Raw genomic sequence first — 26,416 nt, 5'->3', positions numbered from 1 at the left:
CACGCACTCAACACAGCAGTCGTGCCGCCGATACCCCGACCTACGGATTGCCGTCGGCTAGTCGTCGGGGGACGCGCGGCGGTTGCGTTTGGTGACACCGCGCCGCTTCTTCGCGGAGATTCGTCGTTCCTTCGCTCCGCGCGAGGGCTTGGTGGCGCGGCGAACGGGCGGCGGGGCGGCAGCGGCGTCGCGCAGGAGCGAGGCCAGGCGTTCGCGAGCGGCCGCGCGGTTCTGCAGTTGTGCACGCTGCTCCGATGCGGCGATCGTGAGCACACCGTTGACCAGGCGGGTGGCCAGGCGGTCGAGCATCCGGGTGCGCAGCCACTCCGGCACCGAGGGTGAGTTGGCGAGGTCGAACGACAGCTCTACCCGGCTGTCGGTGGTGTTGACGTGTTGTCCTCCCGGGCCGGACGACCGTGAGAACCGCTCGCGCAACTCGGACGCGGGTATCACCAGCCCCCGAGTCACGGTCAGGTCCTCTGCCATGATCCGACGCCACTCTCTCCGATCGAACAGTCGCCTCGGCCGGGTCGGCCTGGGTACGACTGGACGGTGACCTTGTCTTCACGATAGCGATGACCTTGGCGAACGTGGGCCGCGAGTGCGGCAATTGCCGGCATCGATCCATTCGTGCGTCCTTCGGCACCGCGTTCAGCCACACGGAGTGGCGGCGTGCGATCGGGATGACCGCAGGGCAGACTTGGCCGGTCCAGAAGCTTCATCGCCCCCGACACCGAGGCAACGATGACACCGATTCCGGCTGGAATCTCGCTCGACACACTCTCCGAACTTCCCCGATATCCGGCAGGAACATCGTTCGGCCACGATATCGACGCCGCCAACGAGATTCTGCTGTCCGCTGCCGATGAGCAGACCAAACGCGCGGCGTTTCTGGACTGGGCGGCCCGGCACCAGCCGTGTGTTTTCGGACGGATGGCCACCAAGTCCGGCACACCGGCGCGGGGATTGGCGATGGATCTGTGCTGGGTCGACGAACAGACGATCGCGGCCGGGCCGCACGCGATCTCAACCCGCGTCGCCGCAGACCGCCGCACCTGGAAGGAGCGGGCCGCGCGCGGAATGAGCAGCGCCTTTCTCGTGATCTTCAACAGCCGGTGTCTGGCTCACGCCCGCCCAGGTCCCGAATTCGCCCGTCTGTGCACAGAACTGGCGTCGCTGTACCTCACCGAACTGGCCCCCGTCCGGCCCGACGTGATCTATACCGAGGCCATCCCGCTCCGCGGTCGCGACGGGGTGCTGCGCCTGTTCAAAGGCAGTGTGCAGCTGTTCCATACCGGCGCTCATCTGCGGCGCCATCACGACCGCCGAATCCCCGGTGGGGTGATGATCTCGGTGAACGGACCGGGCCACTACGCCAATTCCCTTGTCACTCGAGGTATATGCGCGGATCTGGCCGAATCTGCGCCCATGGTGCGACGTTTGGCCGCACGCTCGATAGGCGCGGGCGGTCTCGGTGACGAGCGCGCGCTGAGCACCACCTGGCACCGCGACCCGGATCCTTCCGCACGCGACACCGCACGCTGGTTCTCCGCCGCCTACCACCTCGACGTTCTGGTCCAATCCGACGTCGTCAGCGATCCCGGCGCGCGAACCGGCCCCTGCCCGGCTCACGAACAATGGTCCTGGTTGCATCTGGATTACATCGACTCCGACGAAACCTCTCCGGCCGACCCCACCCACGGTTGGTTCCACGGCGTCCCCGTCCCCGAGCGCGACTTGCACCACAACCCGTGGCTCCCAGTCGTTCCCATCGACGCACCCGACTTCAACTACTGACCACCACCACCGCCGCACCCTCACCCGAGCCCGAGCGGGCGCGGTTCGTGGAACCACGGTCGCTCACCGCGCAAAGCGGTTCGGCCGCCCGCCACCGGGTTCGCGTTGGTCGGCTCGGCCTTGCCGCCGGTCATCCCGTGGTCGCGCTGCGCGACTTGCGTCGGGGCATCGCGGGCATCAATCGTGGCACCGGCGGTAGCGGTACAGATTCCGGTGAGACCCGGAACGCCTGGATCATGAGGGCGGCGAATCGGCGGGAGGCCGCGATTCGTGCTGCCGATGTGACGGCATGGATGCCGTTGTTGGCCATGATCATGAGAATGAGGTCGTCCGCCACGATGTCGGTGCGCAGGTGGCCGGTGTTCTTGGCGCGGCGGATCAGTTCGGCGGCACCGGTGAGTGAGGAGTTGCGGATCGCGGCGAAGTCCAGCGCGTGCGGGTAGGCGGACATGAAGGCTGCGGCGAATCCATGGTCGCGGGCTTGCAGCTCGCAGAGCTTCTCGACGGTGCGACAGAAGCCGTGCCAGGGATCAGGGTCGGCGAGTCCTTCGTCCACGAGGGTCCGGCAGGCGAGCATCTGATCGGTGAAGGCCTCGGCGACCAGCATCTCCTTGGTCGGGAAATGGCGATAGAGGGTGGCGGGGCCGACGTCGGCGCGCCGGGCGACCTCCCGCATCGGCACATCCAAGCCGTCGACAACGAACACCGCGCGGGCCGCATCGAGAATGCGTTCGCGGTTGTCCCTGGCATCCGAACGCAGGGTGTGAGGCAAACGAGTGGTCACCGCTCTCACTTTAACTAAACGGACGGGGGTGTCCGTTACGGTCCCACTGGTCAGTTTCCCCAGAACAGAGCATGGAGACGCCGATGAAGGCAGTAGTGGTGCAGGTATTCGGAGGTCCAGAGGTCCTCGCGGTGGTCGAACTACCCCACCCGAATCCGGCCGCCGGCCAGGTGTTGATCGCTACCGAGGCGATCGGCGTCGGCGGTGTCGACGCCCTTGTCCGAAGTGGCGCGCTGGCCGCCTTCGGGATCACGCCGGGTCACATTCTGGGCCAAGAGGTCGTGGGCACTGTGACCGAGGTCGGCGAGGGCGTCGACACAGGGTGGATCGGTCAGCGGGTGTGGGCGTTCACCGGTGAGGGCGGCGGCTATGCCGAGCGCGCGATCGCCTCCGCCGAGACGCTCGTTCCCGTCCCGGCGGCCCTGTCGTCTGTCGACGCGGTGACACTCGGCAGCTCGGCCGTGGTGGCCCACTTCGCTTTGCGCCATGCGCATTTCACGCGCGCAGAGTCAGTGCTGGTGCGTGGCGCGGCGGGCGGAATCGGCGTGGTGGCAGTCCAGCTCGCGGCTCGTGGCGGTGCGGGTGCTGTCGCGGTCACGACTTCCTCGCGTGCGCGCGGCGATCGCCTGCGCGATCTCGGCGCGACACATGTGCTGGACCGCACCGGCCGGGGTGCGGAGAACGCTCCAGCGGGCTACGACGTCATCATCGACATCGCCGCAGGTGCGGATCTACCGTCGTTCCTCACCAAGCTCGAGCCCAACGGCCGGATGGTGGTCGTCGGTGTGATGGCAGGCATGCCGCCTGCGGACTTCGGCGTGGAGATGATCATGGCGTTCCGGAGATCGACGTCGTTCGCGACCTTCAGTGCCGACACCGTGCCTCTATCCGACCGGCGAGCAGCAACCGCCGATCTATTCGCGGCCGCGGTCCACGGCGAGCTGAAAGCAGTTGTGCACGAGATACTTTCCCTGGAACACGCTGTGCTGGCGCACCGGAGAATGGACGCTGGCGAGGTGTTCGGCAGAATCGTGCTCGTTCCATCGGTCACCGAACGTCGGTGAGATCGCTTGCTGCTCTGGACATCCTGCGATGACCAGTGATGTGGGTGGGCTAGGCGAACCTCGTCGTGAGCTCGGTCGCGATCTGATAGTGGCGCACGAGGAACGAGCGTTCGTCGAGCTTCTTGCGGCGCAGCCAGCCGGTCACCTCGGCGTTGCACTTGCTGGCGTTGCAGGACCCACACGCGGGCACGACGTTGCCGAGCGTGTAGCGGCCACCGCGCGAGAGGGCCTGCACGCAGTCCTTCTGCAGCGAGGTGGCAGGAGATTTGCAGTAGGCGCACCCACCCCAGGACGTTTTGAGCGCGTCCCACTGCGCGTCCGTGAGGTCGTGGGCGACGGCCGCCATCCGCTTCTTGCGCTTACGTGCGGCGCGGACCTGTTTGCTACCCCCAGTCGGCACGACGGTCAGGATACGCGTTGCGATGATCAATTGGCCGGAGGCCGGGCCTGGGCCTGTTCGCCCATCCCCTGGGCCGTCGAGGGCTGATGCCGCTCAGCAGGTGCTTGCCGCCGGCTTCGCGGCGAATCGGTCGGCCAGATAGTTCAGGGCCGCCGGCATTCCCAGCATGGCTTCGGTACCGTGCTCGCCGACGGAATTCTCCACCAGCTGCACCGGAATCCCCGCGGCGCAGTATTTTCCGGCCAGCGCCCGGGCGGCACCGATAGGCGCGAACTCGTCAGCGACAGCGTGATGGAGCAGTACCGGCACGGCAGGTGCGCCCGGGCGGAACAAGGGGCTGGCTTTGCGCACCACCGTGCTCAGTTCGGCGTTGTTCGTGATCGACCCGGGCCAAGCTTCCAGCGCCGCCGCATCGAGAAACGGATACGCCAGAGCGGCGTCGGGCACGCAATCGGCCCGGCTTGCGGCCAGCATCCCGCGGCCGGATTCGTTGAGGTACTGAGCCACATCAGCTTCGGGATACGACCGGTCCAAGCCCGCCAGGCCGACCACAACCGCCCCACCGGCGATTCCACCGCTGAAGCCGGACATGGTGGCTTCCAGATCCGCGACGATCCCACCCAGCACCACACCGGACAAACGCAGTTCCGGGGCGTAGGTGGCGTGCGCTTGCGCGGCAATAGCGGTGGCCTGGGCACCGCCGGAGTATCCCCACATGCCGATCGGCGCCGCGGGGTCGACAGCCGCGGGTGCGAACGCTCTGGCCGCGCGGATACCGTCCAGCACGCCGTGGACATACCCGTCGGCACCGAACAAATCGGAGCCAGGCCCCTGATAGTCCGGTACGACCAGGGCCCAACCTTGTTGCAGTGCAAACCGAATCATGCCGGTCTCGGCGTATGCGCCGCTGGGGACGCCGTCGATCCCACCACGCAGCGCGTACGACGGTGCGCATCTCGCGCCGACGCCGTCTTCGGCGACCTGATACGACAGCAGCGGACGCGGGCCGTCACCGGCCCATTCCCGATGCGGTACAAGCACTGTCGCGACATAGGCACGCGGCGCCCCGTGATTGTCGATCGTCTTGTACTGCACCTGCCACGCATCCGCCGGCAGCGGCTGCCCGAACGACTCCGTCTCGATCACCCGCGACGAGAGCACTGTCCCGTCGGCCAGGTCGGCGAGCCCCTCGGGCTGGGCGTAGAACGAATCCTGTTCCGGCAGCGGCACTGCCGTAGCCCCACCCGCGCACGCCGCTACCAGTGCGAACACCACACCGCTCACCGTCGCCCGCAATGCCGCGATCCGCGCTACCCGCATCGAACACCCCACCCCCGAGAACCTGTTCTAGTTTTGCGTCTCCGCGAGCGTAATGTATTCGAGAGGACCCGACACCCGAACCGGTGATCCGGTGGCCGGGAAGTCGACGGGGGTGTCGCACGACAAATATCCGACCATCCACCTACCTGAACAGCGGCACGACATCTGGCGTTGGCCTTCAGGCGGGTTGCTCGGCGGCGAGGAAGGGCATCATGAGGCTGAGCAGTTCCTGCGGCCGGTCCAACGGGATGATGTGACCGCAATCCGGAATGACGTGTCCGGTGAGGTCGGCGGCGATGGGGCGCAGCTGGCGCTCCAGCGCGTCGCCGACCGGGTGGGCACCGATCGCCAGGGTGGGGGTGGTGAGCCGGTCGGTCGCCACGGCGTGATCGATCTGGTGGGCGCTGGTCGGCAGTGCGCGGTAATAGGAGAAGGCGCAGCGTAGGGCGTCATCTCCGGTGTAGGCATCGACGAACGCGTCGTGGATATCTTTCCGCACGCCCCGGCCTCTGGTGCCGGCGGTGAGGAACCACTCGATGTACCGCGCCTCGTGGCCGAGCAGGACCGTTTCGGCGAGACCGGGGACGGCATGGAATCCGAACCACCACGGCGGACCCGCGACGAGGAAGTCCTCGGCGCCGGGGAGCCTGCCCAGCAGTGCTTCCATGACCACCAGCCGCCGCACCCGGTCGGGGTGGCGCAGGGCGAGCAGGACCGCGACCGGGGTGCCGGCATCGATCGCGACCACGGCCGCGGTGGGTTCGCCGAGGGCATCGAGGATCCCGGTGACATCGGCGGCCAGTGTGCCTGCGTCGTAGCCGTCCGGCGCACGGCTGGAGGCGCCGAACCCGCGTAGGTCCGGGGCTACCACCCGGTACCGCGCGGACAACGGACCGATGATCTCGCTCCACAATCGCCAGGTGTGCGGAAAGCCGTGCAGCAGAACGACTGCGGGGCCGGAGCCTGCGATGGCGACATTGGCACGGATGCCGTTGGTCTCGATCTGGCGCAGCTCGATAGGCGCGGCATGGAGCGGCGGCGTGCGGGACATGGGACCTCCCATTAGTAACTATTGGTTACTAGGGAACGCTAGGTAACCTAAGGTAGGCTGCCAAGACGGCACGTTGACTACAGGTGGTGAGGTCCAGGTGACTACTCGATCAGCGCAGGCGAAGACACCGGATCGCGGCGACCTGTTCGATGCGCAATGTCCGACACGTCAGTTGCTCGACCGCATCGGCACGAAATGGACGTCGATGGCGGTCAAGGTCCTCGCACAGGCCGCCCCGGGTGAGGTGCGGTTCGCCGAGCTGCGTCGGCGAATGCCCGGTGTATCCCAGAAGATGCTGTCGGTGACCCTGCACAACCTGGCCCGGGACGGTCTCGTCACCCGCCGGGTGGAGCCGACGGTGCCACCACGCGTGCACTATCGGCTCACCGAACTGGGCTTGTCCCTGGAGGTCCCCTTGGCGGCGCTGCGCACCTGGGCCGAGGATCATATGGCCGAGATCGACCGAGCCGGCGCCGTCTATGACGCACACGCCGAGTAGCTTCCCAGCGGGCACCTTCGAAAGATCGGTCGGGCAAGACACCCTCGCGCTCTGGCATATATCGCTTGCGGCAAGCGCTGGGGGTACCGCACAATTGTCGGCCGAGGCCTGGACCTGCGGAAATCCGGAATCAGCGCGACGCATGCGTGCGCGGTGCCGGGGATGCGGCGACGGGGTAGGCGAGAATTCGGGCGAATGGGTGGTTCATGTTCGATGTGATCATTGCGGGCTGTGGGCCGACCGGTGCGATGCTGGCCGCTGAACTGCGGTTGCACGATGTGCGGGTTCTCGTGCTGGAGAAGGAACCCGAGTCCGTGTCGTCGTTCGTCCGGGTGGTCAGTCTGCATGTGCGCAGTCTCGAGCTGATGGCGATGCGCGGGCTGCTGGATCGCCTTCTCGAACGCGGACGGCAGCGTCCGGTCGGCGGGGTATTCGCCGCCATCGCCACACCTACGCCCGCAGGGCTGGATTCCGCGTACGCCTATCAGCTGGGCATCCCGCAGCCGATCATCGATCATGTACTCGAAGAACATGCGATCGAGCTGGGTGCGCAGGTCCGCAGTGGTTGCGCGGTGGTCGGTTTCGAGCAGGACGACGAGGGCGTGACCGTCGAGCTGGCCGACGGTGAGCGGGTGCGGTCGCGGTATCTCGTGGGCTGTGACGGTGCGCGCAGTACGGTGCGCAAACTGCTCGGTGTCGGCTTCCCCGGTGAGCCCGCCCGGACCGAGACGTTGATGGGCGAGATGGGAGTGGGTGCCTCGCAGGAAGAGATCGTCGCCAAGGTGACCGAAATCCGCGCGACCCATGCGGTATTCAGTCTCAGGCCCTTCGGGGAGGGCGTCTACAGCGTCGTTGTTCCCGCCGCGGGGGTGCGTGAGGATCGCACGGAACCGCCTACGCTCGAGGACTTCCAACAGCAGTTGCGCGCGATCGCCGGAACCGATTTCGGCGTGCACTCCCCTCGTTGGCTGTCTCGTTTCGGCGATGCCACCCGGTTGGTCGAGCGCTATCGGGTCGGTCGGGTGCTGCTGGCAGGCGATGCGGCGCACATCCACCCACCCGCCGGTGGTCAGGGGCTGAATCTGGGCGTTCAGGACGCCGTCAACCTCGGCTGGAAATTGGCCGGGCAGATCCACGGCTGGGCGCCCGAAACACTGCTGGACACCTACCAGGCCGAACGTCATCCGGTCGCCGCCGACGTGCTGGACAACACTCGCGCCCAGGTCGAACTGGCATCCACCGAGCCGGGCCCACAGGCCGTCCGCAGGCTGCTCACCGAACTGATGGGCTTCGACGAGGTGAACCGCTACCTGATCGAGAAGATCACCGCGACCGCCATCCGCTACGACTTCGGCCCAGGCCCCGATCTACTCGGCCGCCGCCTGCCCGACCTCGACCTGAAGCAGGGCCACCTCTACGACCGACTTCGTCAGGGCCGCGGTCTGGTCGTGGACCGCACCGAACGCCTGAGCGTCGACGGCTGGTCCGACCGGGTCGACATCATCGCGGATCCCACTGCGGCACTGGATGTTCCAGCACTGCTGCTACGCCCCGACGGGCACGTCGCCTGGATCGGAGAGCACCAGCAGGACCTGAACACCCAGCTCTCCCACTGGTTCGGCACGCCCACAGACGCGCCTCGATGACGTCCGCGCCATCCACGACAGTGGAACCATCTACTGCTGCGGACCGGGCTGATCCCGTACAGCACCGTTCGGCCACACCACATCGACAGGAATGCCCCGCGCACGCGCCAGTGCGACCACGGTCCCGGTACCGGCACGCTCGCCGACCTTCCCGTCCCATACCGCGATCATCCGGTCGGCCTCACTGACCAGGACCTCGTTGGCGGCTTCATACGCGTCGCGGCCCGCACGGTCGAAGTCCATGACCCGAACCGTCGTGGCCCGCTCGATGAGCCCGTCGAACTGCACCAGGTGGTCCGGCTTCACTTTCGACTCCCGGTAGTCGCGCGACGGCACCACCGCCTCGAGCTGCCCGCCCGCGTCGAGAACCACTTCCGCGAATACGCTGTCCGCGCCGCGGGCAAGGCACGAAATACCGACCAGACCCGGTGTGTCGGCGATCAGGTCGGCGATGGCCGCACGAACGAGCGGGACCGTTTCGGCCGAGATGTTCGTGTGCCCGGTGACGCTGATTCTCATCACACCATGATGCCGGGGCGCGATGAACGAATGAAGCAGGTCGCGCCTGAACGACTCAGCGGCCAGGTTCGTCCGGGCGCGACGAACCGGCGTCACCGCCATCGCTCCGGGGAGGGCCGACCCTGCGCGGCCTCACCATCCGCCGACCGCCGCCGGGACGGTTTTCCCCGCCGACACGTTTACGGCGCGACGCGTCGAAATCGATGAGATTAGCATCGCGCTCGGCGTTCCCGCCCGACGCGGCGCCGGCCTGCGTCACATCGTCGACCGGCAACGATCCCGACTCGCGCTCCAACTCCGCTCGGGTCACCGGGCGGGTGGCCGCCGGATCGTAGGCGCCATCGGGAACCGGAGACCAGCGCGGAGCTGCACCGATATCCTCTTGACGTCGCCGCGGCGGCTTCGGCAGGCGCACGACGTTCGACGGCGAGTCTTCACCCTGGCGCGGACCCGTCTCGGCAGCCCTCGTCTCTGCCAACTTCTGACGCAGCCGCTCCACCGCATCGAATCGACTGTTGCCGGGTCCGCGCGCGACCCCTGGCCCTGTGTCCTGATCCGACATCGAACTAACCGCAGACAGGCGCCGCGACACCCGCCCCGAACTTCGTCCCACTGATAACGCTCACGTCCACATTCTGCCTCACGACCCGCTATCAGTCAGCAGCCCGCTGCGCCCACCACCTGTGGCGACCAGCCCGTGTGCCGGCCGCCGCACGCAAGATCTACGTACTCGGACACGCGCAGACGACGCCGCGACCGCCGAAAATCTGCATGACCTCACCTGTACTGAGGTCGCTACTCGTGAGGCTGCGCATCCGCGAGGACCGCATCGATGGCGGATCGCAGGTCGAACACCACCTTGTATCGGCGAACCGACTCCGCTCCGGTCAGCTCGATGTCCCGGCCGGTCGCGCGCCACACGTCACGGATGGAGCCATCATCGCGCACCTCGTAGCCTTCGGATTCCGCCCAGCGATCGACGTCCTGCGCACGACTGGCGAGCGCGTTCGCGACTTCACCTCGACCACGGAACGCCTGGACGTCCTTCCAGGAAACGCTCATCCGTCCTCCTTCCGGTTCAGCTCTGACAACGCGGTCGCGGACCAGTTGTGAAGCGTTGCTGAGGATCTCAGAAACAGAGACCTCCCACTACTGCTGTTGTCTGCAACCTAGCGCCATCCTGTCAGTGCTCACCGGCCGGGACGGGCAATACTCTCGACGTATTCCGCGCCCCATCGGTTCAGCTCGGACACGAAACCGCGCAGTGCCTGCCCGGTCGGGGTGAGCGAATACTCCACGCGTGGTGGGACTTCGGCGAAGGAGTGTCTGTTGACGATGCCGTCTTGTTCCAGTTCGCGGAGTTGACGGGTGAGGACGCGGGGGGTTACCTCGCCGACCTTGCGGCGTAGTTCGCCGTAGCGCAGGGGCTCGTCGAGGAGGTATTTGACGATGGTCATCTTCCAGGCGCCGCCGAGGACGGCGATGCTCACCTCGACGGGGCAGCTCCGCATCGCTCGTACGATCGGCGCCCGGACTTCATCCGTGGTTGCCATACGCTCGATAGTATCCATTCCGTCCATATGGACAAGATTGTGCATACTGTCGATCCTGATCGTTGATTGCTAGAAACGAGGGTAAGGACGTCGAGCAACGCGAAGGATTCCGGTGGGCATTTCCGCAGTCGATATCGAGCAGCGCGCGATCGGGCGGGCGCCCCGTTTTCATCCCGCGTGGACAATCGTGGCCGTGGCGGCCCTCGCGCTCGTCGCGGCGGGGAGTTTCGCCACCATCGCGGGGCTGATCACCGAACCGCTGGTCGAGACGAAGGGGTGGAGCCGCACCGGCATCGGCGCCGCGGTGGCGGTGAACATGGTGCTCTACGGGGTGGTCGGGCCGTTCGCCGCGGCCATGATGGACCGCTACGGCATCCGCCGGGTGACGTCGTACGCACTGCTCGCGCTGATCGCGAGTTCGGTCCTCACCGCGATCTGGACTCCGTCGGTCTTCTGGTTCGTGCTGTGGTTCGGCTTCGCCATCGGGGTCGGGACCGGGTCGATCACGACGGTGTTCGCCGCGACGGTGGCGAACCGCTGGTTCTACCGCAAGATCGGTCTTGCTACTGGATTACTGACCGCGGCAAGCGTTTTCGGTCAGTTCGCGATGCTGCCATTGCTATCCGTGTTGCTCGAGCGAGCCGACTGGCGCGCGCCTGTTCTCGCCTGCGGAGCTCTCGCGACGGCGGCCTTGCTCGGCGTACTGCTCTTCCTGCGCGAGAGCCCCGCCGCAATCGGTGCGGTCCGCTACGGCGCGAATCCCGACACCGAACCCGTCGGGACCGATCGCCGAGTCAACCCCTTCTCCCGCACGATCACCGCCCTGCTCCGCGCCCTGCGCGACCGCCGGTTCTGGGTGCTGGCCTCGATGTTCGCACTGTGCGGGGCGACCACGAACGGCCTGATGTGGAGTCACTTCACCCCCGCCGCGCACGATCACGGCATGGCCGCCACCGCCGCGTCGGGCCTGCTGGCGATCATCGGCGTCGCCAACATCCTCGGCACCGTGTCCGCGGGCTGGCTCACCGACCGGATCGAACCGCGACTGCTCCTCGCCGTGTTCTTCCTCGGCCGCGGTGTGTCCCTCGCCCTCCTCCCGATCCTGTTCACCAGCGGGTGGTCCCCCGACCTCGTCGTCTTCGCCGTGGTGTTCGGCATCCTCGACGTCGCGACGGTGCCACCGACACTGACCCTGTGCCGGCATTATTTCGGCGCCGACAGCGCCCTGACGTTCGGCTGGATCAGCGTCTTCCACCAACTCGGCGCGGGCGCGATGGCCCTCACGGGTGGCCTGATCCGCGACCTGAACGGCTCCTACACTCCCCTCTGGATCACCGCCGCCCTCGCCTGCCTCACCGCCGCCGCCCTGGGCACCACCGGCTCCCGAATCAGATGAGCGACTTCTGCCGTGCGATGCGGCCGCGCACATCGCGCATCATCGCGTTGGTACCGGCGAACCTGATGAACTTCGGGATGAATCGGTTGACGAAGCCGACGAACTGGAATAGGTGCTCGAATCGGCGTTGATCCGCGGTGCTCCATTCAATCGCCATCTGCTCGCGGAAATGCGGGGGCAGAAAGCCGGCGGTCAGGAACCGCAGGAGGCTGCCGAACATCACCCGGATGGACCAGTGGATCATCCGCAGGTGCAGCAGATCGTCGATGTAGGAGCGGAATTCGTCGTCGCACACCACCTGCTTGCAGGCCTCGAGCCAGTAGTCGTCGAACTCGGCGCGCGTCTTGGGCCACATGTCGGGGTGTACCTGGAGCGTGGTGCCGAAGGTGTCGGAGCCCTGGTAGAACGCCTCGAGTTCGTCGTCGGACATCTTGCCGCACAGCAGTTGGTGCGTGTCCTCGAAACCGATGTAGATCGCCGCGGCCACATACATCTGCAGGTTCCGGTCGAAGGCGTTGTATTTCACCTTCGAATCCGGCCGCGATCTGACCTGGCGGTGCGCGACATTGACGGCCGCCCGCATGGCCGACTTGTCCTCGTCGGTCCCGAGAACGGCCACCGCGAGGTAGGCAGAAGTGGTCCGCAGCCGCTTCCACGGATGCACCATGAGCGCACCGGATTCGACCGGACTCTCCATCACACCCGCCGCGACCCCCTGGTGCGCGAACTGCATCGCCACGTTCGCGGCCGCGCCCGCGAACATCCAGAAGTCCAAGGCATCGGCCAGCTGGGTGGGCCGTTTGCGTGGTGACCGGTGCGTGTCGGGAATATGGAGGCGAACCCGATCGAGAGTCAGCACACGCTCCGTCGCGGCGGGTTCCACCGCTGGGGTGGCCGACCGGCGCCACGCGGGTCCGGCACCTTCGTCGACGTAGGAATCACTATGTGGGTCGACGTAATTGGGTTCGCCAGGTCTGATTGCCGTGCTCATCGTCATCCTTTTCCAGAGATGTACCGCGCGACCGAGCAGTCGAGGCGATGCACAGCAGCCCGACGCACCTCGCGAACGCGGTTCGGCGCCAAGGGTACCCCGGCACACTCATTATGTTACCGACAATTCCACGCACCGAGGAGGGGAAGTTCGGATTCGACTCAGCGCTTACAACCGATTGACATCGCCCTTCTCGATCACTAAGTTGATGTCCATTCACCAATAGCTTCGGAGCGGGCATGCACTGCGGCGCCAGGTGGACACGACTGCCGCCGATAGGTGGCATTCCGGGAGTTCACTCCCGGAGCGCAAGGCTCGCGGCGTGGGACGTCCAGGCCCTTTGCCCCCACTGCCGCGAGTCTTGCGCCCCCACCCTTCACGCGACCTCGGCGACCGGCTGCTCGCCCGGCATCGAGTCGCGACACCTCGCGAACTCAGCCTGGCCACCGCGGCGATGCAGTTCGACACCCCCGCCGACCGCACATCGCGTCCGGCGGGGGCGTCCATCAGCTCGTCTCAGAGGCGTTCGATGATCGTGGCGTTGGCCAAACCACCTGCCTCGCACATGGTTTGGAGACCGAAGCGACCGCCGGTCTGTTCGAGATGGTTGACCATCGTCGCGAGCAACCGGGTTCCGGAACCTCCGAGCGGGTGCCCGAGCGCGATAGCGCCGCCACGCGGATTGACCCTGGCCGGGTCGGCGCCGAGCTCGTGCTGCCACACGAGCGGGACCGGCGCGAACGCCTCGTTCACCTCGAAGGTATCGATGTCGTCCACGGTGAGCGAGACCCGCTCGAGCGCCTTGCGCGTCGCGGGCACCACGGCAGTGAGCATGAGCGTCGGATCGTCGCCGACCACAGCGAAGGAGTGGAAGCGGGCGCGGGGGGTCAACCCCAGCTTCGCCGCCATCGCCTCGCTCATGATGAGTGCGGCCGACGCACCGTCGGTGAGCGGCGAGGAGTTGCCCGCGGTCACCGACCAGTTGATCTCCGGAAACCGGTCGAGGAGAGCGGGATCGGTGAAGGCGGGGCGCAGGCCGGCCAAACCTTCGACAGTGGTTGCGGTGCGTATCGTCTCGTCGGCGACGAGTTCTCCCGCGGCAACGAGCTCGGCATCGAACCCGCCGGATGCCGCGGTGGCGGCAGCCAGTCGATGTGAGCGGGCCGCGAACTCGTCGAGGACCGCACGATCCAGTTTCCAACGGGCCGCGATGATCTCGGCCGCGATCCCCTGCCCGATCAGGCCGGCCGGATAGCGAGCGGCGAGCGGGCCACGCAGCGAGTCCTTGCCCTGAGTGTTGGAGAACATCGGCGCGCGGCTCATCGACTCGACGCCACAGGCGATCGCCACGTCATACGCGCCGGCGAGCACACCCTGGGCGGCGAAATGCACGGCTTGCTGACTCGAACCGCACTGTCGATCAACCGTGGTGGCAGGCACCGACTCCGGGAAGCCCGCCGCCAGCACCGCCGTCCTGGTGATGTTGTTGGCCTGTTCACCGCTCTGGGTGACACAGCCGCCGATCACGTCGTCGACGAGGGCCGGATCGATCCCGGTGCGCGCGACCAGCTCTGCGAGCACACCGGCCAGCAGGGTGGCCGGATGCACCGACGACAGTCCGCCGCCGGACTTGCCTCGACCCGACGGCGTACGAACCACATCGACGATGACAGCTGACATCATGAACCTCCTGCACGGTCGCCGACCACACGGCGACATCCATCGAGTAAGTTAACTAGCATTCTTATCACTCGCCGCCAGATGCTAGCCGATCCGCCTGTTATCCAGCCCTCAAAATTCCAATTTATGTTACTGTTCATTCCGCAGCATCACGCGTTGGGGGCATGATGCGCGGGCCGCATCGGCACCGGCACGCACCCCTCAGCGGCGTCCGGTGCCGATGCGATGACCCGCACTCGCACCGGTTCACGCCGACCCACCGACCGACGGCCGGACGAGAAGGGTGCACGGGCGCAAACTGCGACGGCACTCGATCCGGGGCCCTATAGGCAATCCCGAATCTATGAGATATGTTACCGGTAATTCTCATCACAACGACGAGAATGCGTAGTAACTTGCTCTTCGAGGTCGACCCTCCCGAGCTGGAGAAGTCTCAGTGCTTCTCGCATGACTCAGGGGAAATGGCGATCACTCTTCGGGTCCGCCCCTAGAAGAACGCTCGACAACAACATCGCACCGCCAACGACGGCGGTCGGCAGGCCCGACGTCGTCCAAGGTCCCGAGGAAGGACACCGGTACCACCATGTTGCGACGGCTGGACAGGTTTCTCAGCTATGAGATGAAGGTGTCCGAATTTCTCGGCACGCTCATCATCATCGGCATCCCGTACGGACTGGTCGGGGTCATCTGGACACTCACCCACACCAGCCATCTGCGTGACCTCCACGGGGCCGACCTGATCATCTCGTTCCTCGGATCGATCGTGTGCTGGCCCGTGCTCGTCTTCGCGAATGTGACGATGACCTGATGATGGCGCTGGTCTGGGTCATCGACATCATCGTGATCATCGTCAAGATCCTCGGCGGGCGGACACAGGTCAATCCTGTTCTCCGAGTGGGTATGTGGATCGCGCTGCTCTGCGTCATCGCCTTGTGCCTGGCGGCCGTCGGCGCGCTCGTCGTCCTCCTCGAACACTGGCTGAGCTCGCTCTGAGCAGCCGGGAACACATTCCCCCGCAGCAAGAAAGGATCGGTGCAGCGTGACGCCGCAACCGGCCACCGAACCGTCCGAGATCGGACGGCTCGTCGACAGTGCCACCGGGCTCTGGCGACGGCATCCCCAGCAGTCGCTCGAGACCCTCGGCAGGCAGGTCCTCCTCGGTCGGGCAACGATCGCGCAATTGTTCCTATCTCTTGTGCAACGGCGCTTTCCGTTCCAGGAGTTCATCAAACAGTGCGCCTTCATGGCCAACGTCTCGGCCTTGCCGACCGTGTTCGTCGCGATTCCGGTCGCGGTGGTTGTCTCGATCCAGGTCGGCGCGCTGGTCAACCAAGTCGGCGCCACCACCTTCATCGGCGCGGTCGCCGGGCTCGGCATCATCCGCCAGGGCGCACCACTGGTCACCTCCCTGATGATCGCGGGCGCGGTCGGCTCGGCCATCTGCGCCGATCTGGGCTCCCGCACGATCAGGGAGGAGATCGACGCGATGAAGGTGATGGGCGTCGACCCGGTGCGCCGGCTGGTCGCCCCGCGACTGGCTGCCGCGGTACTGGTGAGCATGCTGCTGTGCGGGTTCATCGTGTTCGTCGGCTTCGCCACCGCCTACCTGTTCAACGTCTACGCCCAGCAGGGCACGCCGGGATCGTTCATCAGCTCGTTCGCCTCGTTCGCGGTCGCGAACGACCTGATGGTCGCGCTGTTCAAAGCGGCGATCTTCGGTGCGCTCACCGCGATCATCGCCTGCGACATCGGACTACACACCAAGGGCGGTCCCGGCGGTGTCGCGAATTCGGTGAACTCGGCGGTGGTCACCTCCGCCCTGATGCTGTTCGCCACCAACATCATCGTCACCCAGCTGTACAACAGCTTCTTCCCCGCGAAGGTGGTGTGAGATGGCCGCCGAGTACGTCCCGCCCGCACTGCGGCCGGTCCGCGCGATCAGCGCGACAGCCAAGATCCCTGTCGAAGCCAATCAGCGCCTCGGCCACCAGGCCATCGTGTTCTTCCAGGCCCTGATCGCCATCCCGTTCACGCTGCGTCACTACCGCAAGGAAGTCGCCCGCCTGGTCGCCGATGTCGGCTGGGGCAACGGCTCGCTCATCGTCGGCGGTGGCACAGTGGGCGTGGTCATCGTGCTGTGCGCGTTCGGCGGTATCACCGTCGGAGTCGAGTCCTACACCGCGTTGAACCTGCTCACCATGGGACCGCTGACCGGGGCCATCTCCGGCTTCGCCACCACCCGTGAGATCGCGCCGATCCTGGGCACGCTGGCCTTCGCTATCCAGTCCGGCTGCCGATTCACCGCGCAGCTCGGCTCGATGCGGATCTCCGAAGAGATCGACGCCCTGGAATCCATCGCGATCCGGCCACTGCCCTATCTGGTGACCACCCGGATGATCGCGGCGACGATCACCATCATTCCCCTCTACACCCTCGGCCTCGCGGTCGCCTACATAGCGACCAAGCTGTCGGTGCTGTTCCTCGGCGGTACGACCGCGGGCACCTATGACCACTACTTCTTCCAGTTCCTGCTGGGCGGGGACGTGTTCTATTCGATTTTCAAAGTAGTGGTGTTCGTCCTCATCGCGGCGTTCATCCAGTGCTACTACGGCTTCGTAGCCTCCGGGGGGCCCGAAGGTGTCGGGGTCGCGGCGGGCCGGGCCATCAAGATGGTCATCGTCGTCATGGTCTTCACCAATCTGTTTCTCACCCTTGCGATCTGGGGCATCGACCCCGGATTCCGGATCTCGGGATAGGTCGATCGAATGATTCTCGATCTCAGCGGCCGCGGCCCCAAACCCCTGCAGCTCACGCTCGCGGGACTGGCGGTGATCACCGCGTTCACGGTCGCTCTGTATCTGCTCGCACTGCGCTACAACGGCGAGTTCGAGGACACGGTGGTGGTCGGTGCCGACCTCACCAGCACCGGCGACGGGCTACCCCAGCGTGCCGACGTGAAGTACCGCGGCATGTTGGTCGGCTCGGTCGGCTCGGTGGAGATGGTCGCCAAGGGCGAACGCCAGCACGCCACACTGGAGCTGAAACCAGGCCTCGCGCAGACGATTCCGAACACGGTCACCGTGCGCGTCGTACCCGACAACATCTTCGGCGTCTCCTCGCTCCAGCTCGTGGACAACGGGGGGACCGCCGAGGGGCTGCGCGAGGGCGCGACCATCCGCGAGGACACCAGCGCCGCCACGATTCAGCTGCAGTCCACCCTCAACACCCTGCGCGATGTGCTCACCACCATCCAGCCCGAGAAGCTCGGCCGGGTGCTGGCCACCCTGTCCGCCGCGCTCGACCCGAGCAGCCGGGTGCCGGGTTCCACGGTGGAGCGCCTGGATACCTGGCTCACCACGGTCCACCAGATCCCCGAAATCGGCCACCTGCTCGGCAATTTCGGTCAAGCGGCAACGGCACTGAGCCAGTCGGCACCGGAGCTGGTCGGGGTGCTGGCCGATTCGGTGACCTCTGCGCGCACGCTCAACGAGCACCGCACCCAATTGGTGGAGCTGCTCACCCAGGGCAATTCCACCATCGAATCGGTCAACGCCCTGTTCGCCGCGAATCCCGACTCGGGCAAGGAATTGGTCTCGGGCCTGGACCAGGTGCTCGGTGGCATCGCCAAAGATCCCGGCGCGCTGCAGTCGACGGCGGCCAACCTCAACACGTCGTTCCGCAGGTTGCAGCAGGTGTTCAACTTCGGCCCACGCAAACAGATGACCTGGCGCATGGACGTGACGTTCACACCGTTCCAGCAGTACACCGCCAAGGACTGCCCGCACTACGGCGAGATGGCCGGGCCCCGATGCGGCGGACCGTCCGTGCCCGAAGTCGCACCGCCACAGGAGTATCCGGCGCAGATGCTGCCCAAGCGGCTCGAATCCGCCGGACCGGCACCGGTACTGCCGATTCCCGGTCTGCCGGCGCTGCCGAGCATCACCGTGCCGACGGTTCCCGGCCTGCCGACGATCCCGGGTCTACCCGCTATCCCGGGACTGCCCGCCATCCCGGGGATCACCGCACCCGCCGCATCCCACGATCCCGCGCCCGCCGCCACCCCGGCGGCGCAGCCCCGGCTGAGCGGCATCGCCGCGGTGTCGGCACTGGTCGGCGGTAAACCGACGTTCAGCCAGCTGCTGCTGCTCGGGTCGATCCTGGGCAACATTCCCATCGTCCCCGACACCGAAGGTGGTGTCCAACAGTGAAATCCACCAAAGCACTCCTCGGGTTCAGCTTCTTCGCCGTCCTGGCGACGTTGCTCACCTACACGATCTGGTCGACCCTGCAACGCAGTGTCCCCGGCAATACGACGAGCTACTCGGCGGTCTTCACCGATGTTCTGGGATTGCGCATCGGCGACGACGTCCGGATGGCGGGTGTACGGGTCGGCCGGATCGACAAGATCGACTTCACCGACAACTACATCGCCAAGGTCGACTTCCGGATCGAGTCGCGCCAGCACCTGACCGACACCACCAAAGCCCTGGTGCGATACCAGAATCTGATCGGTCAGCGCTACCTGGCGTTGGCGCCGGGCACCGGCGAGGGCACCGTTGTCCCCGCCGGCTCGCAGATCCCGCTCGAGCGGACCGAGCCTTCGTTCGATGTCTCGGCGCTGCTGTCCGGATTCGAGCCGCTGTTCAGCGTGCTGCAACCCGACCAGATCAATTCGCTGTCGGAGACCCTCATCCAGGCACTGCAAGGCAACGAGGTGTCGTTGGCTGCGCTGATCACTCAGGCCGCCCAGCTGGCCAGCACCTTCGGTGAACGCGATCAGATCATCGGCGATGTCCTGAGCAATCTCAGCTCGGTGATGGCCGGGCTGGCCAACCGCAGCGACGAGCTGGAGACCCTGATCACGCAGACTCGCAGTTTGATGGAAGGGCTCTACACCGAGGGCGAAGCGTTGAAGAGTTCGGTCGAACGGGTGGCGGGGGCGACGAACGGGCTGGTCTCGCTCATCGAGCAGGTCAAGCCCGGTATGGCCGACGCGCAACGCAACGCGACGACAGGCGTGATGATGCTGCTCTACAACGGCGCCGCACTCGATCGCGCTGCGGTCGAATTCCCGGACTTCCTCAACGGCGTCGCCCGGTTCACCCAATACGGCACCTACGGCAATGCCTACATCTGCCGCCTCGACGTCTCGCTGTGGGGCGTTCTCCTGCCCGAGGGCTTGTTCTCGCAGGTCGGCGGCACCTCACAATCGGAAGTGTGCCGATGATCAAGCCACGCGTTCCAGCATTTCTGCGACACAACCGGCACCTGCGGCTCGGCCTGATCGCTGCCCTCGCGGTGCTGGTGTTGCTCGGCGGTTCGAATCTGCTCACCCAGGTTCGGCTCGGCGACAAGACCGTTCACGCCGAGTTCGCCCAGGCCGCGGGCCTTCGGCCCGGTGCGACGGTCGATGTCTCCGGCATCGAGGTCGGTGAGGTCCAGGCAGTGAAACTGGTCAACGATCGGGTGGAGGTGGCACTGCGGATCCGCAAGGACATCCGCCTCGGCGCCAACGCCCACGCCGCGATCAAGATGTCGACCATCCTCGGCAGGCTGCACATCGTGCTGCGGCCCGGCGACGGAAAAGAGCTCCCCGACAACCGGATCCGGCTCGACAACACCGAGGTGCCGTACAACCTGAGCAAGGTCATCCAGGACCCGAAGTACACCTCCTCGTTCGAGCGGATCGAACGGATCGACCCGAACAAGCTGCGCACCGCACTCGATGTGTTCAGCGCCCAGCTGGGCGATTCACCCGCCATGGCGGTGCAGGCCCTCGACAGTATCGGCTCGCTCGCCCAGGTGATCAACAGCAGGCGCGACGAGGTCGACACCCTGCTCAAGAGTATGGATCAGGTCTCCCAACTGGTCTCGGACAACCGCAACAGTGTGTTGGTGTTGCTCACCAGGGGCGAAGCGATCGGGGCCGCGGTGCAGAAGCGCCAGACCCTGCTCACCCAGCTGCTCGACAACGTCGCCGACATGTCGAGGCTGCTGCAGGACATGGGCATCGAGAACAACGGTGAACTCGGACCGCTGATCGCGAATCTCAACACGATGGCCGACGGCCTGACCAAGAACAAGGAGAACCTGGACCGGATCTACGAGTATGCCCCGGTCACGTTGCGCCAGTTCAACAATCTGCTCGGCAACGGTCCCTACGGCGAGATCTGGGCACCGTGGATCCTTCCGGACAACTGGCTTTGCTTCGCACAGGCCGTACAGGGGTGCAACTGATGAGGACCGAACGCAGGAGCAAGCTGGCGGCGCTCTGCTTGGCCGCGACACTCGCCTCGGGCTGCGCCCTGCTGCCCGACAGCCTGAGCGGACTGGGTAACCAGGTGCTCGGCGAGCAGAAGCGCATCAGCGCCGACTTCGAGAACGTCGCCGGACTGTATGCGGGCAACGAGGTCTCGGTACTCGGGGTGCCGGTCGGTGTCGTCGATTCGGTGACGCCGCGCGGCCGCTACGTCGAGGTGGTGATGTCGGTCGACCGCGACGTGCGCATTCCCGCCGAAGCGATGGCGGCGCTGGTGTCGCCGCAGCTGATCACCAACCGCCATGTCGAGCTCGCCCCGGCCTACACCGGCTCAGGGCCCGAACTGGCCGACGGCGCGCATCTTCCGCTGGAGCGCACCAGGACACCGGTCGAGCTGGACCGGATCCTGGCCAACTTCGATCAGCTGGGCGAGGCGCTCAAGGGCGACAGCCAGAGCGGGCCCATGGCAAGCCGAGTGCTCTTCCCACTGCTCGACGGCAACGGCGACCGGTTGCGCGAAACGCTCGACGAACTGTCGGCGGCCTTCGAGCTGACTTTCGCCAACAAGGATCAGATCGCCAACACCATCATCGAGCTCGGCGAGATCACCCAGATCGTCGCCGACAACGATCAGACCGTCCGCGATTTCAGCGGTCGCATCACCGAATTGGTCGCGTTGTTCGGGCAGCAGTCCCCCGGTCTGCAGGCGGTGCTGACCCAGCTCGACGACTTCATCACCAATACCTCCTCGGTGGTCGGCCAGAACCAGGATCAGCTCGCGGGCGCGCTCACCAAGTTCGTCGCGATCGCCGCCCAGATGCGGGCCAATGCCCGCAATCTGACCGAGATCATCGACGTCGGTCCGCTGATGTTCCAGAACTTCGACAATGCGATCAGCCGAGAACACCAGGCGCTGCGCCTGCACGGTCTGCTCGACAAGATCGTGCTCGACAGCGAGGTGGTCTCGCTGTTCTGCGAGCGCGTGCAGATGCGCCTGGACGGCTGCCGCACCGGCAAGATCTCCGATATGGGCCCGGACTTCGGGCTGACCGCCGCGCTGTTGGGACTGACGAAATGACTCTGCGCACCACCTTGGCCGCGGCCTTCTGCGCCGCCGCCGTGGCCGCATCGAGCAGCGGCTGTTCGATGACCGTGGCCGAGCTGCCGATGCCCGAACCGGGCATCGGCGGGCCCGGCTATACCTTGCACGCCACATTCCGCGACGCGCTCAATCTGCCCGATCGCGCGCACGTGAAGATCGGCGGCACCGATATCGGTGTCGTCACCGGAATTTCGACGACCGCGTTCCTCGCCGATGTCGAGATGCTGATCCGCACCGACATCCAGCTGCCGCAGGGCACCACCGTGGAGCTGCGCCAGGCGACCCCGCTCGGTGACATCTTCGTCGCCATGACCCTGCCCAGCGCCGAGGCCGCCGGACCACCGCTGCGCGAGGGCGCGACCATCGGCGCCGAGCACACCGCGTCGGCCGCCTCGGTCGAGCAGTTGATGATGTCGGTGTCGATGCTGATCAACGGCGGCGGACTCAATCAGGCAGCCGAAGTCACCTCCGAGCTCAATTCCATCTTCGCGGGCAAGGCGCCCCAACTGCAGCACCTGATCGGGGAGATGACCTCGGTCATCACCGCGCTCAACGCACGGACCGGCGACCTCGACGCGACACTCACCGGGTTGTCGGTACTGACCGGCGAATTGGCTCGGCGCAAAACCGAACTCGGCGCCGCAGCCGACAGCTTCCCGCAATTGATCGGGCTGTTCGCCGAGAACAACCAGGCCATCGTCGACCTGATCAACAAGGTGGCGGTGACCATGGACGCCCTCGGCGACTTCAGCACCACGAACGGGCCGCAGTTCGTCAGCCTGTTCCAGAGCATCCAGAATCTGATGTCCGGATTCGCACAGATGGGCGATGACCTCACCGGCACGCTCGAGGGCTTCCATCAGGTCTATCCCTCGGTCATGGACAGTATGCAGGGACCGACCCTGGCCGTCGGAGCGATCCTGTCCTACCTCGACATCGGTGCGATCACCGATCCGGCAGGCAGCCGCTGGCCCGACAGCACCGATGTGCCGGCGTTCATCGGCAGCATCACCGACGTGATCGCCAAGGTGACCGGCCGCCTCAACAGCACACCGCAGCAGCCGACCCACGAGGGGCCCCGATGAATTCACCGTTGTGGCAGTGGCTGGTTCGCCGTCGCGTCGCGGTCGCCAATGCCGGTCTGGTCGTCGTCCTGGTGCTGGGCAGCCTGTACCTGGGCGGTGCGGTCCTGCGGATCGACCCGACGAGTACGCGCTATGTCGTCACCGTCGAACTGGCCATCTCGGGTGGACTCACCGCGGGCAGCGACGTGACATTCCGTGGTGTTCGGGTCGGCCGGGTCGACGACGTGCGGGTCGCAGGCGACGGGGTCGCGGCGGTAGCCGAGATCGAGGAGGGCACCCGGATTCCGGTCGGCGGCACAGTCGCCGTCGCCCGATTGTCGGCCGCGGGTGAGCAGTACCTGGATTTCCGCCCCGACACCGACACCGGACCGTATCTGCGCGACGGCTCCGTCATCGCCCGGGCGGACACCGCCGTGCCGGTGCAGGTGCAGTCGGTGCTGGCGAACATGACGGGCCTGGTCGGCGGATTGAACCCCGACCGCCTCAATGTCATCGTCAACGAACTCGACAAAGCGCTCGCGGGCGGACCGGATGGCTTGCGCAACATGATCTCCGGGATCAGTCGTGCGATGGCGGGGCTCACCGATCTGCTTCCGCAGACCGAGCATCTGCTGCGCAATCTCGAGGTCATCGCCTCGACGACCGCGCACGCGCAACCCGACCTCGGCACCCTCACCCACGCGGGTAGCGCCCTGTTCCAGCAGTTCTCCGCCGCCGACGCCGAATTACGGCATCTGCTCCAAGAGGGGCCGGGCCAGCTGGCGACCCTCGGGGGCTTCATCTCCCGCACCCACGACCCGATCACGGACCTGGTGACGAACTTCGTCGCGATCACCCGGGCGGCCAAATTGCGTCAACCCGCGATCGAGCTGCTGTTTCCCACGTTGAGCCGCTTCTCCGAGGCGGTCGGGGTCCCCGCCCACGACAACGCCTTCTTCACACTCGTCGATCCGTGGCCGCGACCGACCTGCGACTACGACACTGTTCCGATCCTGCCCACCAAGGCCACCGCCGATACCAGGGTGCGGCTCTACAACTACTGCGTCACCGACAATCCCGCCCTGCAGGTCCGTGGGTCGGCGAACGCACCACGTCCCGCCGGACCCGACAACGGTGCGGGACCGCCGCCCGGTGTGAGCGGTGACGAACTGTCCCAGCCCTCGGTGCCCGCACCACGATAAGGAGCACGAAAAGCGATGACCAACGACGAAACATCCCCCAGCACAGCACCATCGGCAGGGCTCGCGGACACGGTCGATGCGAAGACGGCCACCAAGGCCAAGTGGTGGGCGATGGACCGCAAAACTCTCGGCCTGCGCAGTGCCACCGCGATCGTCCTCGGCGCTTCGGTGGCGACCTCGGTGTTGCTGTTCGTGGAGAACAAGAACAGCACCGATCTGCTCGAGGCCCAGCAGCATGCCCGCGAGGCCGCGTGCCACTACGCGCCCGCCCTGGCCGAATACGACAGCAAGAGCCTCGACACCTACTTCAAGGCTGTCCTCGCGGGCGCGACGGGTGACTGGAAGAAGCAGTTCGAATCCACCAGCACCGAGCTGCGCGACGCACTCACCCAGGGTGAGGTCATCTCGAAGGTGACCGATACCCAGTGCGCGCTGCGCTCCGGCGACGAGAACTCCGCCGAGGCGATCGTGGTGATCGGAACGACCATCTCGAGCCTGGGTACCGAGCACAAACCCAAGCCGAGTCAGCTGTCGATGGTGTTCAACCTGAACAATGACGACGGCCGCTGGCTCGTCGAGAAGGTGAACTCCCCGTTGACCTCGCCTCCCGCCCAATGACGCGGTCCGGCGGATCGACCTCGCGCCACCAGGCGATAGCATGACAGGCAAGATCATCGGGAACTCACTGTCCCCGCGCGGAACAAAGGGTAAGACGACGAGCAGCCAGGCAGACGAATCCCCCGCGGATGCGCCGACTCGCCAAGTCCGGCGCAGGCCGAAGAATCGTCGTGCCCAGATCGCGGCAGAATCGGCCGCTGCCTTCGGCGCGCACGGATACCACGGTGTCAGCATGGACGACATCGCGCGGCGCCTCGATATCAGTTCCACCGCGCTGTATCGGCACTTTCCGAGCAAGTACGCACTGTTCCGGGAGGAACTTCTGCGATTGTCCGGAATAGCTGTCGGCGCGGTCGAGCTGCCCGCCGAGGCCGCCGACTGGGAGCCACGCCGGCGCGTCGACCATGTGCTCGACGCCATCATCGGCTTGACCATCGCCAATCGGCCGACCGTGGCGCTGGCTCGCTGGGAGCGCCGTTATCTCGAGCCGGCCGATCTTCAGGAGTTCACCGATCAATTCGCCGCGGCTATCGCGACGCTGCGCAAACTGATCGGCGAGGTACGACCCGAGTTGGACGGTCGAGACCGGGCGGTTCGCGCGGTCTCGATCTTTGCCGTGGTGAGCAGCATCGGCGACCACCACGCCACCGTTCCGGTCAAGGCCCTCGCCCGGCTGCTCCATGCGACCAGCTGGACGTTGATCGACGCTGACCTCAGCGGACTCGACAGCACGAAGACCGCCGGTTCGAGGGGCGAGCAACCGCAGCCGTTCAAGCACGATCTGCTGCTGGGCAAGGCCGTCGAGCTGTTCCACGAGCGCGGCTATCCGAATGTCAGCATGGAAGATATCGCCGCCGCCGCGGATCTGTCGGCCGCCTCGGCGGTGTACCGCTACTACCGCAGCAAGAGCGACCTGTTGGTCGCCGCATTCCGGCGCGCCGCCGACCGGGTATCGGGAGCGATCGCGCCCGCGACAGCCGCCGCGGACACTCCCGCCGAAGCACTCGGCACCCTGATCGAACTCTATGTCTCCGGTTCGTTCGCCGAGCGCGCGCTGACCTTCGTCTACTACGCCGAGTTCAGCCATGTAGACCAACCCGATCAGGTGACCCTGCGCCATCTACAGCAGCTGATCATCACCGAATGGGCGAAGTTGGTGGTGGAAGCGAGGCCGGACCTGTCCATCGGCGAAGCCCGGATCCTCGTGCACGCGGCCTTCAGCCTCGTGGTCGACCTCGGACGCACCTTCGGCGACCATGGAATCAGTCCGCAGGAGAAGGTGATCCGTTTACTGGAGACCATTCTGCTCGGTCAGCCCCTGCCGCGGTAGGCAGCGAGCGACTCGACAGGGGGCGGGGGCCCCGGGACCCGCGGGCGCCCCCCGCCCCCCCCCGGGCGAGGCACACCCAATAAACCAAGTGTTGGGGCGGGGGCTGACGCGGCCCGCCCCAAAAAGGTGGGGCCACCGCGC

The 26,416-nt window shown here is 66.2% G+C and carries 28 protein-coding genes; 17 read left to right on the top strand and 11 right to left on the bottom strand.

From position 1 onward, the window contains the following. Positions 1-57 precede the first annotated feature (57 nt). Positions 58-486: an alternative ribosome rescue aminoacyl-tRNA hydrolase ArfB gene (gene arfB / locus ACFULV_RS28915; RefSeq protein WP_378662109.1), complete on the bottom strand. Its 429-nt coding sequence runs from the start codon at positions 484-486 to the stop codon at positions 58-60. Between the two features lie 258 nt (positions 487-744). Between arfB and ACFULV_RS28910 the strand changes: the two genes are divergently transcribed. After that, positions 745-1,797: a hypothetical protein gene (locus ACFULV_RS28910; protein WP_378662107.1), complete on the top strand. Its 1,053-nt coding sequence runs from the start codon at positions 745-747 to the stop codon at positions 1,795-1,797. A 130-nt stretch (positions 1,798-1,927) separates the two neighbouring features. Here ACFULV_RS28910 and ACFULV_RS28905 read toward each other — a convergent pair whose 3' ends face one another. Further along, positions 1,928-2,581: a TetR/AcrR family transcriptional regulator gene (locus tag ACFULV_RS28905; protein ID WP_378662104.1), complete on the bottom strand. Its 654-nt coding sequence runs from the start codon at positions 2,579-2,581 to the stop codon at positions 1,928-1,930. 83 nt (positions 2,582-2,664) lie between these two features. Between ACFULV_RS28905 and ACFULV_RS28900 the strand changes: the two genes are divergently transcribed. Further along, positions 2,665-3,645, top strand: a complete 981-nt coding sequence (locus ACFULV_RS28900; RefSeq protein ID WP_378662101.1) for a zinc-binding dehydrogenase — start codon at positions 2,665-2,667, stop codon at positions 3,643-3,645. A gap of 49 nt (positions 3,646-3,694) precedes the next feature. Here the strand turns inward: ACFULV_RS28900 and ACFULV_RS28895 are convergent, their stop codons facing one another. From ACFULV_RS28895 to ACFULV_RS28885, 3 genes are all read right to left on the bottom strand, one after another. Next, positions 3,695-4,045, bottom strand: coding sequence for an HNH endonuclease (locus ACFULV_RS28895; protein ID WP_378662098.1), 351 nt, complete (start codon positions 4,043-4,045; stop codon positions 3,695-3,697). 93 nt (positions 4,046-4,138) lie between these two features. Further along, complete coding sequence (locus ACFULV_RS28890; RefSeq protein ID WP_378662095.1) at positions 4,139-5,365, bottom strand: lipase family protein; 1,227 nt, start codon at positions 5,363-5,365, stop codon at positions 4,139-4,141. A 178-nt stretch (positions 5,366-5,543) separates the two neighbouring features. Continuing rightward, positions 5,544-6,416, bottom strand: coding sequence for an alpha/beta fold hydrolase (locus ACFULV_RS28885; protein ID WP_378662092.1), 873 nt, complete (start codon positions 6,414-6,416; stop codon positions 5,544-5,546). A gap of 97 nt (positions 6,417-6,513) precedes the next feature. Between ACFULV_RS28885 and ACFULV_RS28880 the strand changes: the two genes are divergently transcribed. Both ACFULV_RS28880 and rox read left to right on the top strand, forming a co-directional pair. After that, on the top strand, positions 6,514-6,915 hold the full coding sequence (locus tag ACFULV_RS28880; RefSeq protein WP_378662089.1) for a winged helix-turn-helix transcriptional regulator: 402 nt from the start codon (positions 6,514-6,516) through the stop codon (positions 6,913-6,915). 206 nt (positions 6,916-7,121) lie between these two features. Beyond that, complete coding sequence (gene rox / locus ACFULV_RS28875) at positions 7,122-8,561, top strand: rifampin monooxygenase (RefSeq protein ID WP_378662087.1); 1,440 nt, start codon at positions 7,122-7,124, stop codon at positions 8,559-8,561. A 30-nt stretch (positions 8,562-8,591) separates the two neighbouring features. On the opposite strand, the gene ACFULV_RS28870 is transcribed toward rox, so the two are convergent. The 4 genes from ACFULV_RS28870 to ACFULV_RS28855 all read right to left on the bottom strand — a co-directional run bounded on the left by ACFULV_RS28870 (position 8,592) and on the right by ACFULV_RS28855 (position 10,633). Then, complete coding sequence (locus ACFULV_RS28870; protein WP_378662084.1) at positions 8,592-9,080, bottom strand: hypothetical protein; 489 nt, start codon at positions 9,078-9,080, stop codon at positions 8,592-8,594. 55 nt (positions 9,081-9,135) lie between these two features. After that, complete coding sequence (locus tag ACFULV_RS28865) at positions 9,136-9,642, bottom strand: hypothetical protein (RefSeq protein WP_378662082.1); 507 nt, start codon at positions 9,640-9,642, stop codon at positions 9,136-9,138. A 233-nt stretch (positions 9,643-9,875) separates the two neighbouring features. Next, positions 9,876-10,142 carry a hypothetical protein gene (locus ACFULV_RS28860; RefSeq protein ID WP_378630934.1) on the bottom strand — a complete coding sequence of 89 codons (267 nt, stop codon included), beginning with the start codon at positions 10,140-10,142 and terminating at the stop codon, positions 9,876-9,878. 128 nt (positions 10,143-10,270) lie between these two features. Then, a complete protein-coding gene (locus tag ACFULV_RS28855) occupies positions 10,271-10,633 on the bottom strand; it encodes a winged helix-turn-helix transcriptional regulator (RefSeq protein WP_378662079.1) in 363 nt (120 codons plus the stop codon). Positions 10,634-10,745: 112 nt separating this feature from the next. Here ACFULV_RS28855 and ACFULV_RS28850 point away from each other — a divergent pair, with 112 nt between their 5' ends. After that, a complete protein-coding gene (locus ACFULV_RS28850) occupies positions 10,746-12,029 on the top strand; it encodes an MFS transporter (RefSeq protein ID WP_378662076.1) in 1,284 nt (427 codons plus the stop codon). Here ACFULV_RS28850 and ACFULV_RS28845 read toward each other — a convergent pair. Further along, positions 12,022-13,020 (bottom strand): oxygenase MpaB family protein, encoded by a 999-nt coding sequence (locus tag ACFULV_RS28845; RefSeq protein ID WP_378662074.1) that lies wholly within the window; start codon positions 13,018-13,020, stop codon positions 12,022-12,024. The genes ACFULV_RS28850 and ACFULV_RS28845 overlap by 8 nt on opposite strands. A gap of 516 nt (positions 13,021-13,536) precedes the next feature. Next, the gene (locus ACFULV_RS28840) at positions 13,537-14,703 is read right to left on the bottom strand and encodes a thiolase family protein (protein ID WP_378630928.1); all 1,167 of its coding nucleotides are present in this window, start codon (positions 14,701-14,703) and stop codon (positions 13,537-13,539) included. Positions 14,704-15,283: 580 nt separating this feature from the next. On the opposite strand from ACFULV_RS28840, the gene ACFULV_RS28835 reads away from it, so the two are divergent. The 12 genes from ACFULV_RS28835 to ACFULV_RS28780 are packed head-to-tail and all read left to right on the top strand — an operon-like array spanning position 15,284 to position 26,275. After that, complete coding sequence (locus ACFULV_RS28835; RefSeq protein WP_378630926.1) at positions 15,284-15,508, top strand: hypothetical protein; 225 nt, start codon at positions 15,284-15,286, stop codon at positions 15,506-15,508. Then, positions 15,508-15,693, top strand: a complete 186-nt coding sequence (locus tag ACFULV_RS28830) for a hypothetical protein (RefSeq protein ID WP_378630924.1) — start codon at positions 15,508-15,510, stop codon at positions 15,691-15,693. Before ACFULV_RS28835 ends, ACFULV_RS28830 begins: the two co-directional genes overlap by 1 nt. Before the next feature lie 46 nt (positions 15,694-15,739). Continuing rightward, the gene (locus ACFULV_RS28825; RefSeq protein ID WP_378630922.1) at positions 15,740-16,591 is read left to right on the top strand and encodes an MlaE family ABC transporter permease; all 852 of its coding nucleotides are present in this window, start codon (positions 15,740-15,742) and stop codon (positions 16,589-16,591) included. A 1-nt stretch (position 16,592) separates the two neighbouring features. Continuing rightward, entirely contained in the window at positions 16,593-17,456 is an 864-nt protein-coding gene (locus ACFULV_RS28820; protein WP_378630920.1) for an ABC transporter permease, read from the top strand. 9 nt (positions 17,457-17,465) lie between these two features. After that, positions 17,466-18,908 carry an MCE family protein gene (locus ACFULV_RS28815; protein WP_378662071.1) on the top strand — a complete coding sequence of 481 codons (1,443 nt, stop codon included), beginning with the start codon at positions 17,466-17,468 and terminating at the stop codon, positions 18,906-18,908. Then, positions 18,905-19,927 (top strand): MCE family protein, encoded by a 1,023-nt coding sequence (locus ACFULV_RS28810; protein ID WP_378630916.1) that lies wholly within the window; start codon positions 18,905-18,907, stop codon positions 19,925-19,927. The genes ACFULV_RS28815 and ACFULV_RS28810 overlap by 4 nt, the downstream gene beginning before the upstream one ends. Continuing rightward, the gene (locus ACFULV_RS28805; protein WP_378630914.1) at positions 19,924-20,937 is read left to right on the top strand and encodes an MlaD family protein; all 1,014 of its coding nucleotides are present in this window, start codon (positions 19,924-19,926) and stop codon (positions 20,935-20,937) included. The genes ACFULV_RS28810 and ACFULV_RS28805 overlap by 4 nt, the downstream gene beginning before the upstream one ends. Next, positions 20,937-22,037 (top strand): MCE family protein, encoded by a 1,101-nt coding sequence (locus ACFULV_RS28800; RefSeq protein WP_378662069.1) that lies wholly within the window; start codon positions 20,937-20,939, stop codon positions 22,035-22,037. Before ACFULV_RS28805 ends, ACFULV_RS28800 begins: the two co-directional genes overlap by 1 nt. Continuing rightward, entirely contained in the window at positions 22,034-23,146 is a 1,113-nt protein-coding gene (locus tag ACFULV_RS28795; RefSeq protein WP_378662066.1) for an MCE family protein, read from the top strand. Before ACFULV_RS28800 ends, ACFULV_RS28795 begins: the two co-directional genes overlap by 4 nt. Then, positions 23,143-24,327, top strand: coding sequence for an MCE family protein (locus tag ACFULV_RS28790; RefSeq protein WP_378662063.1), 1,185 nt, complete (start codon positions 23,143-23,145; stop codon positions 24,325-24,327). The genes ACFULV_RS28795 and ACFULV_RS28790 overlap by 4 nt, the downstream gene beginning before the upstream one ends. A 15-nt stretch (positions 24,328-24,342) precedes the next feature. Further along, positions 24,343-24,945 carry a hypothetical protein gene (locus tag ACFULV_RS28785; protein ID WP_378662060.1) on the top strand — a complete coding sequence of 201 codons (603 nt, stop codon included), beginning with the start codon at positions 24,343-24,345 and terminating at the stop codon, positions 24,943-24,945. 40 nt (positions 24,946-24,985) lie between these two features. Next, complete coding sequence (locus ACFULV_RS28780) at positions 24,986-26,275, top strand: TetR/AcrR family transcriptional regulator (RefSeq protein ID WP_378662058.1); 1,290 nt, start codon at positions 24,986-24,988, stop codon at positions 26,273-26,275. Positions 26,276-26,416 lie beyond the last annotated feature (141 nt).

Origin of the sequence: Nocardia sp. NPDC057272 (genome assembly GCF_042668615.1) — a bacterium.
Taxonomy (GTDB): Bacteria; Actinomycetota; Actinomycetes; order Mycobacteriales; family Mycobacteriaceae; genus Nocardia.
The sequence above is the reverse complement of the archived record's forward strand: the minus strand, read 5'-3'. Positions and strand labels throughout refer to the sequence as shown.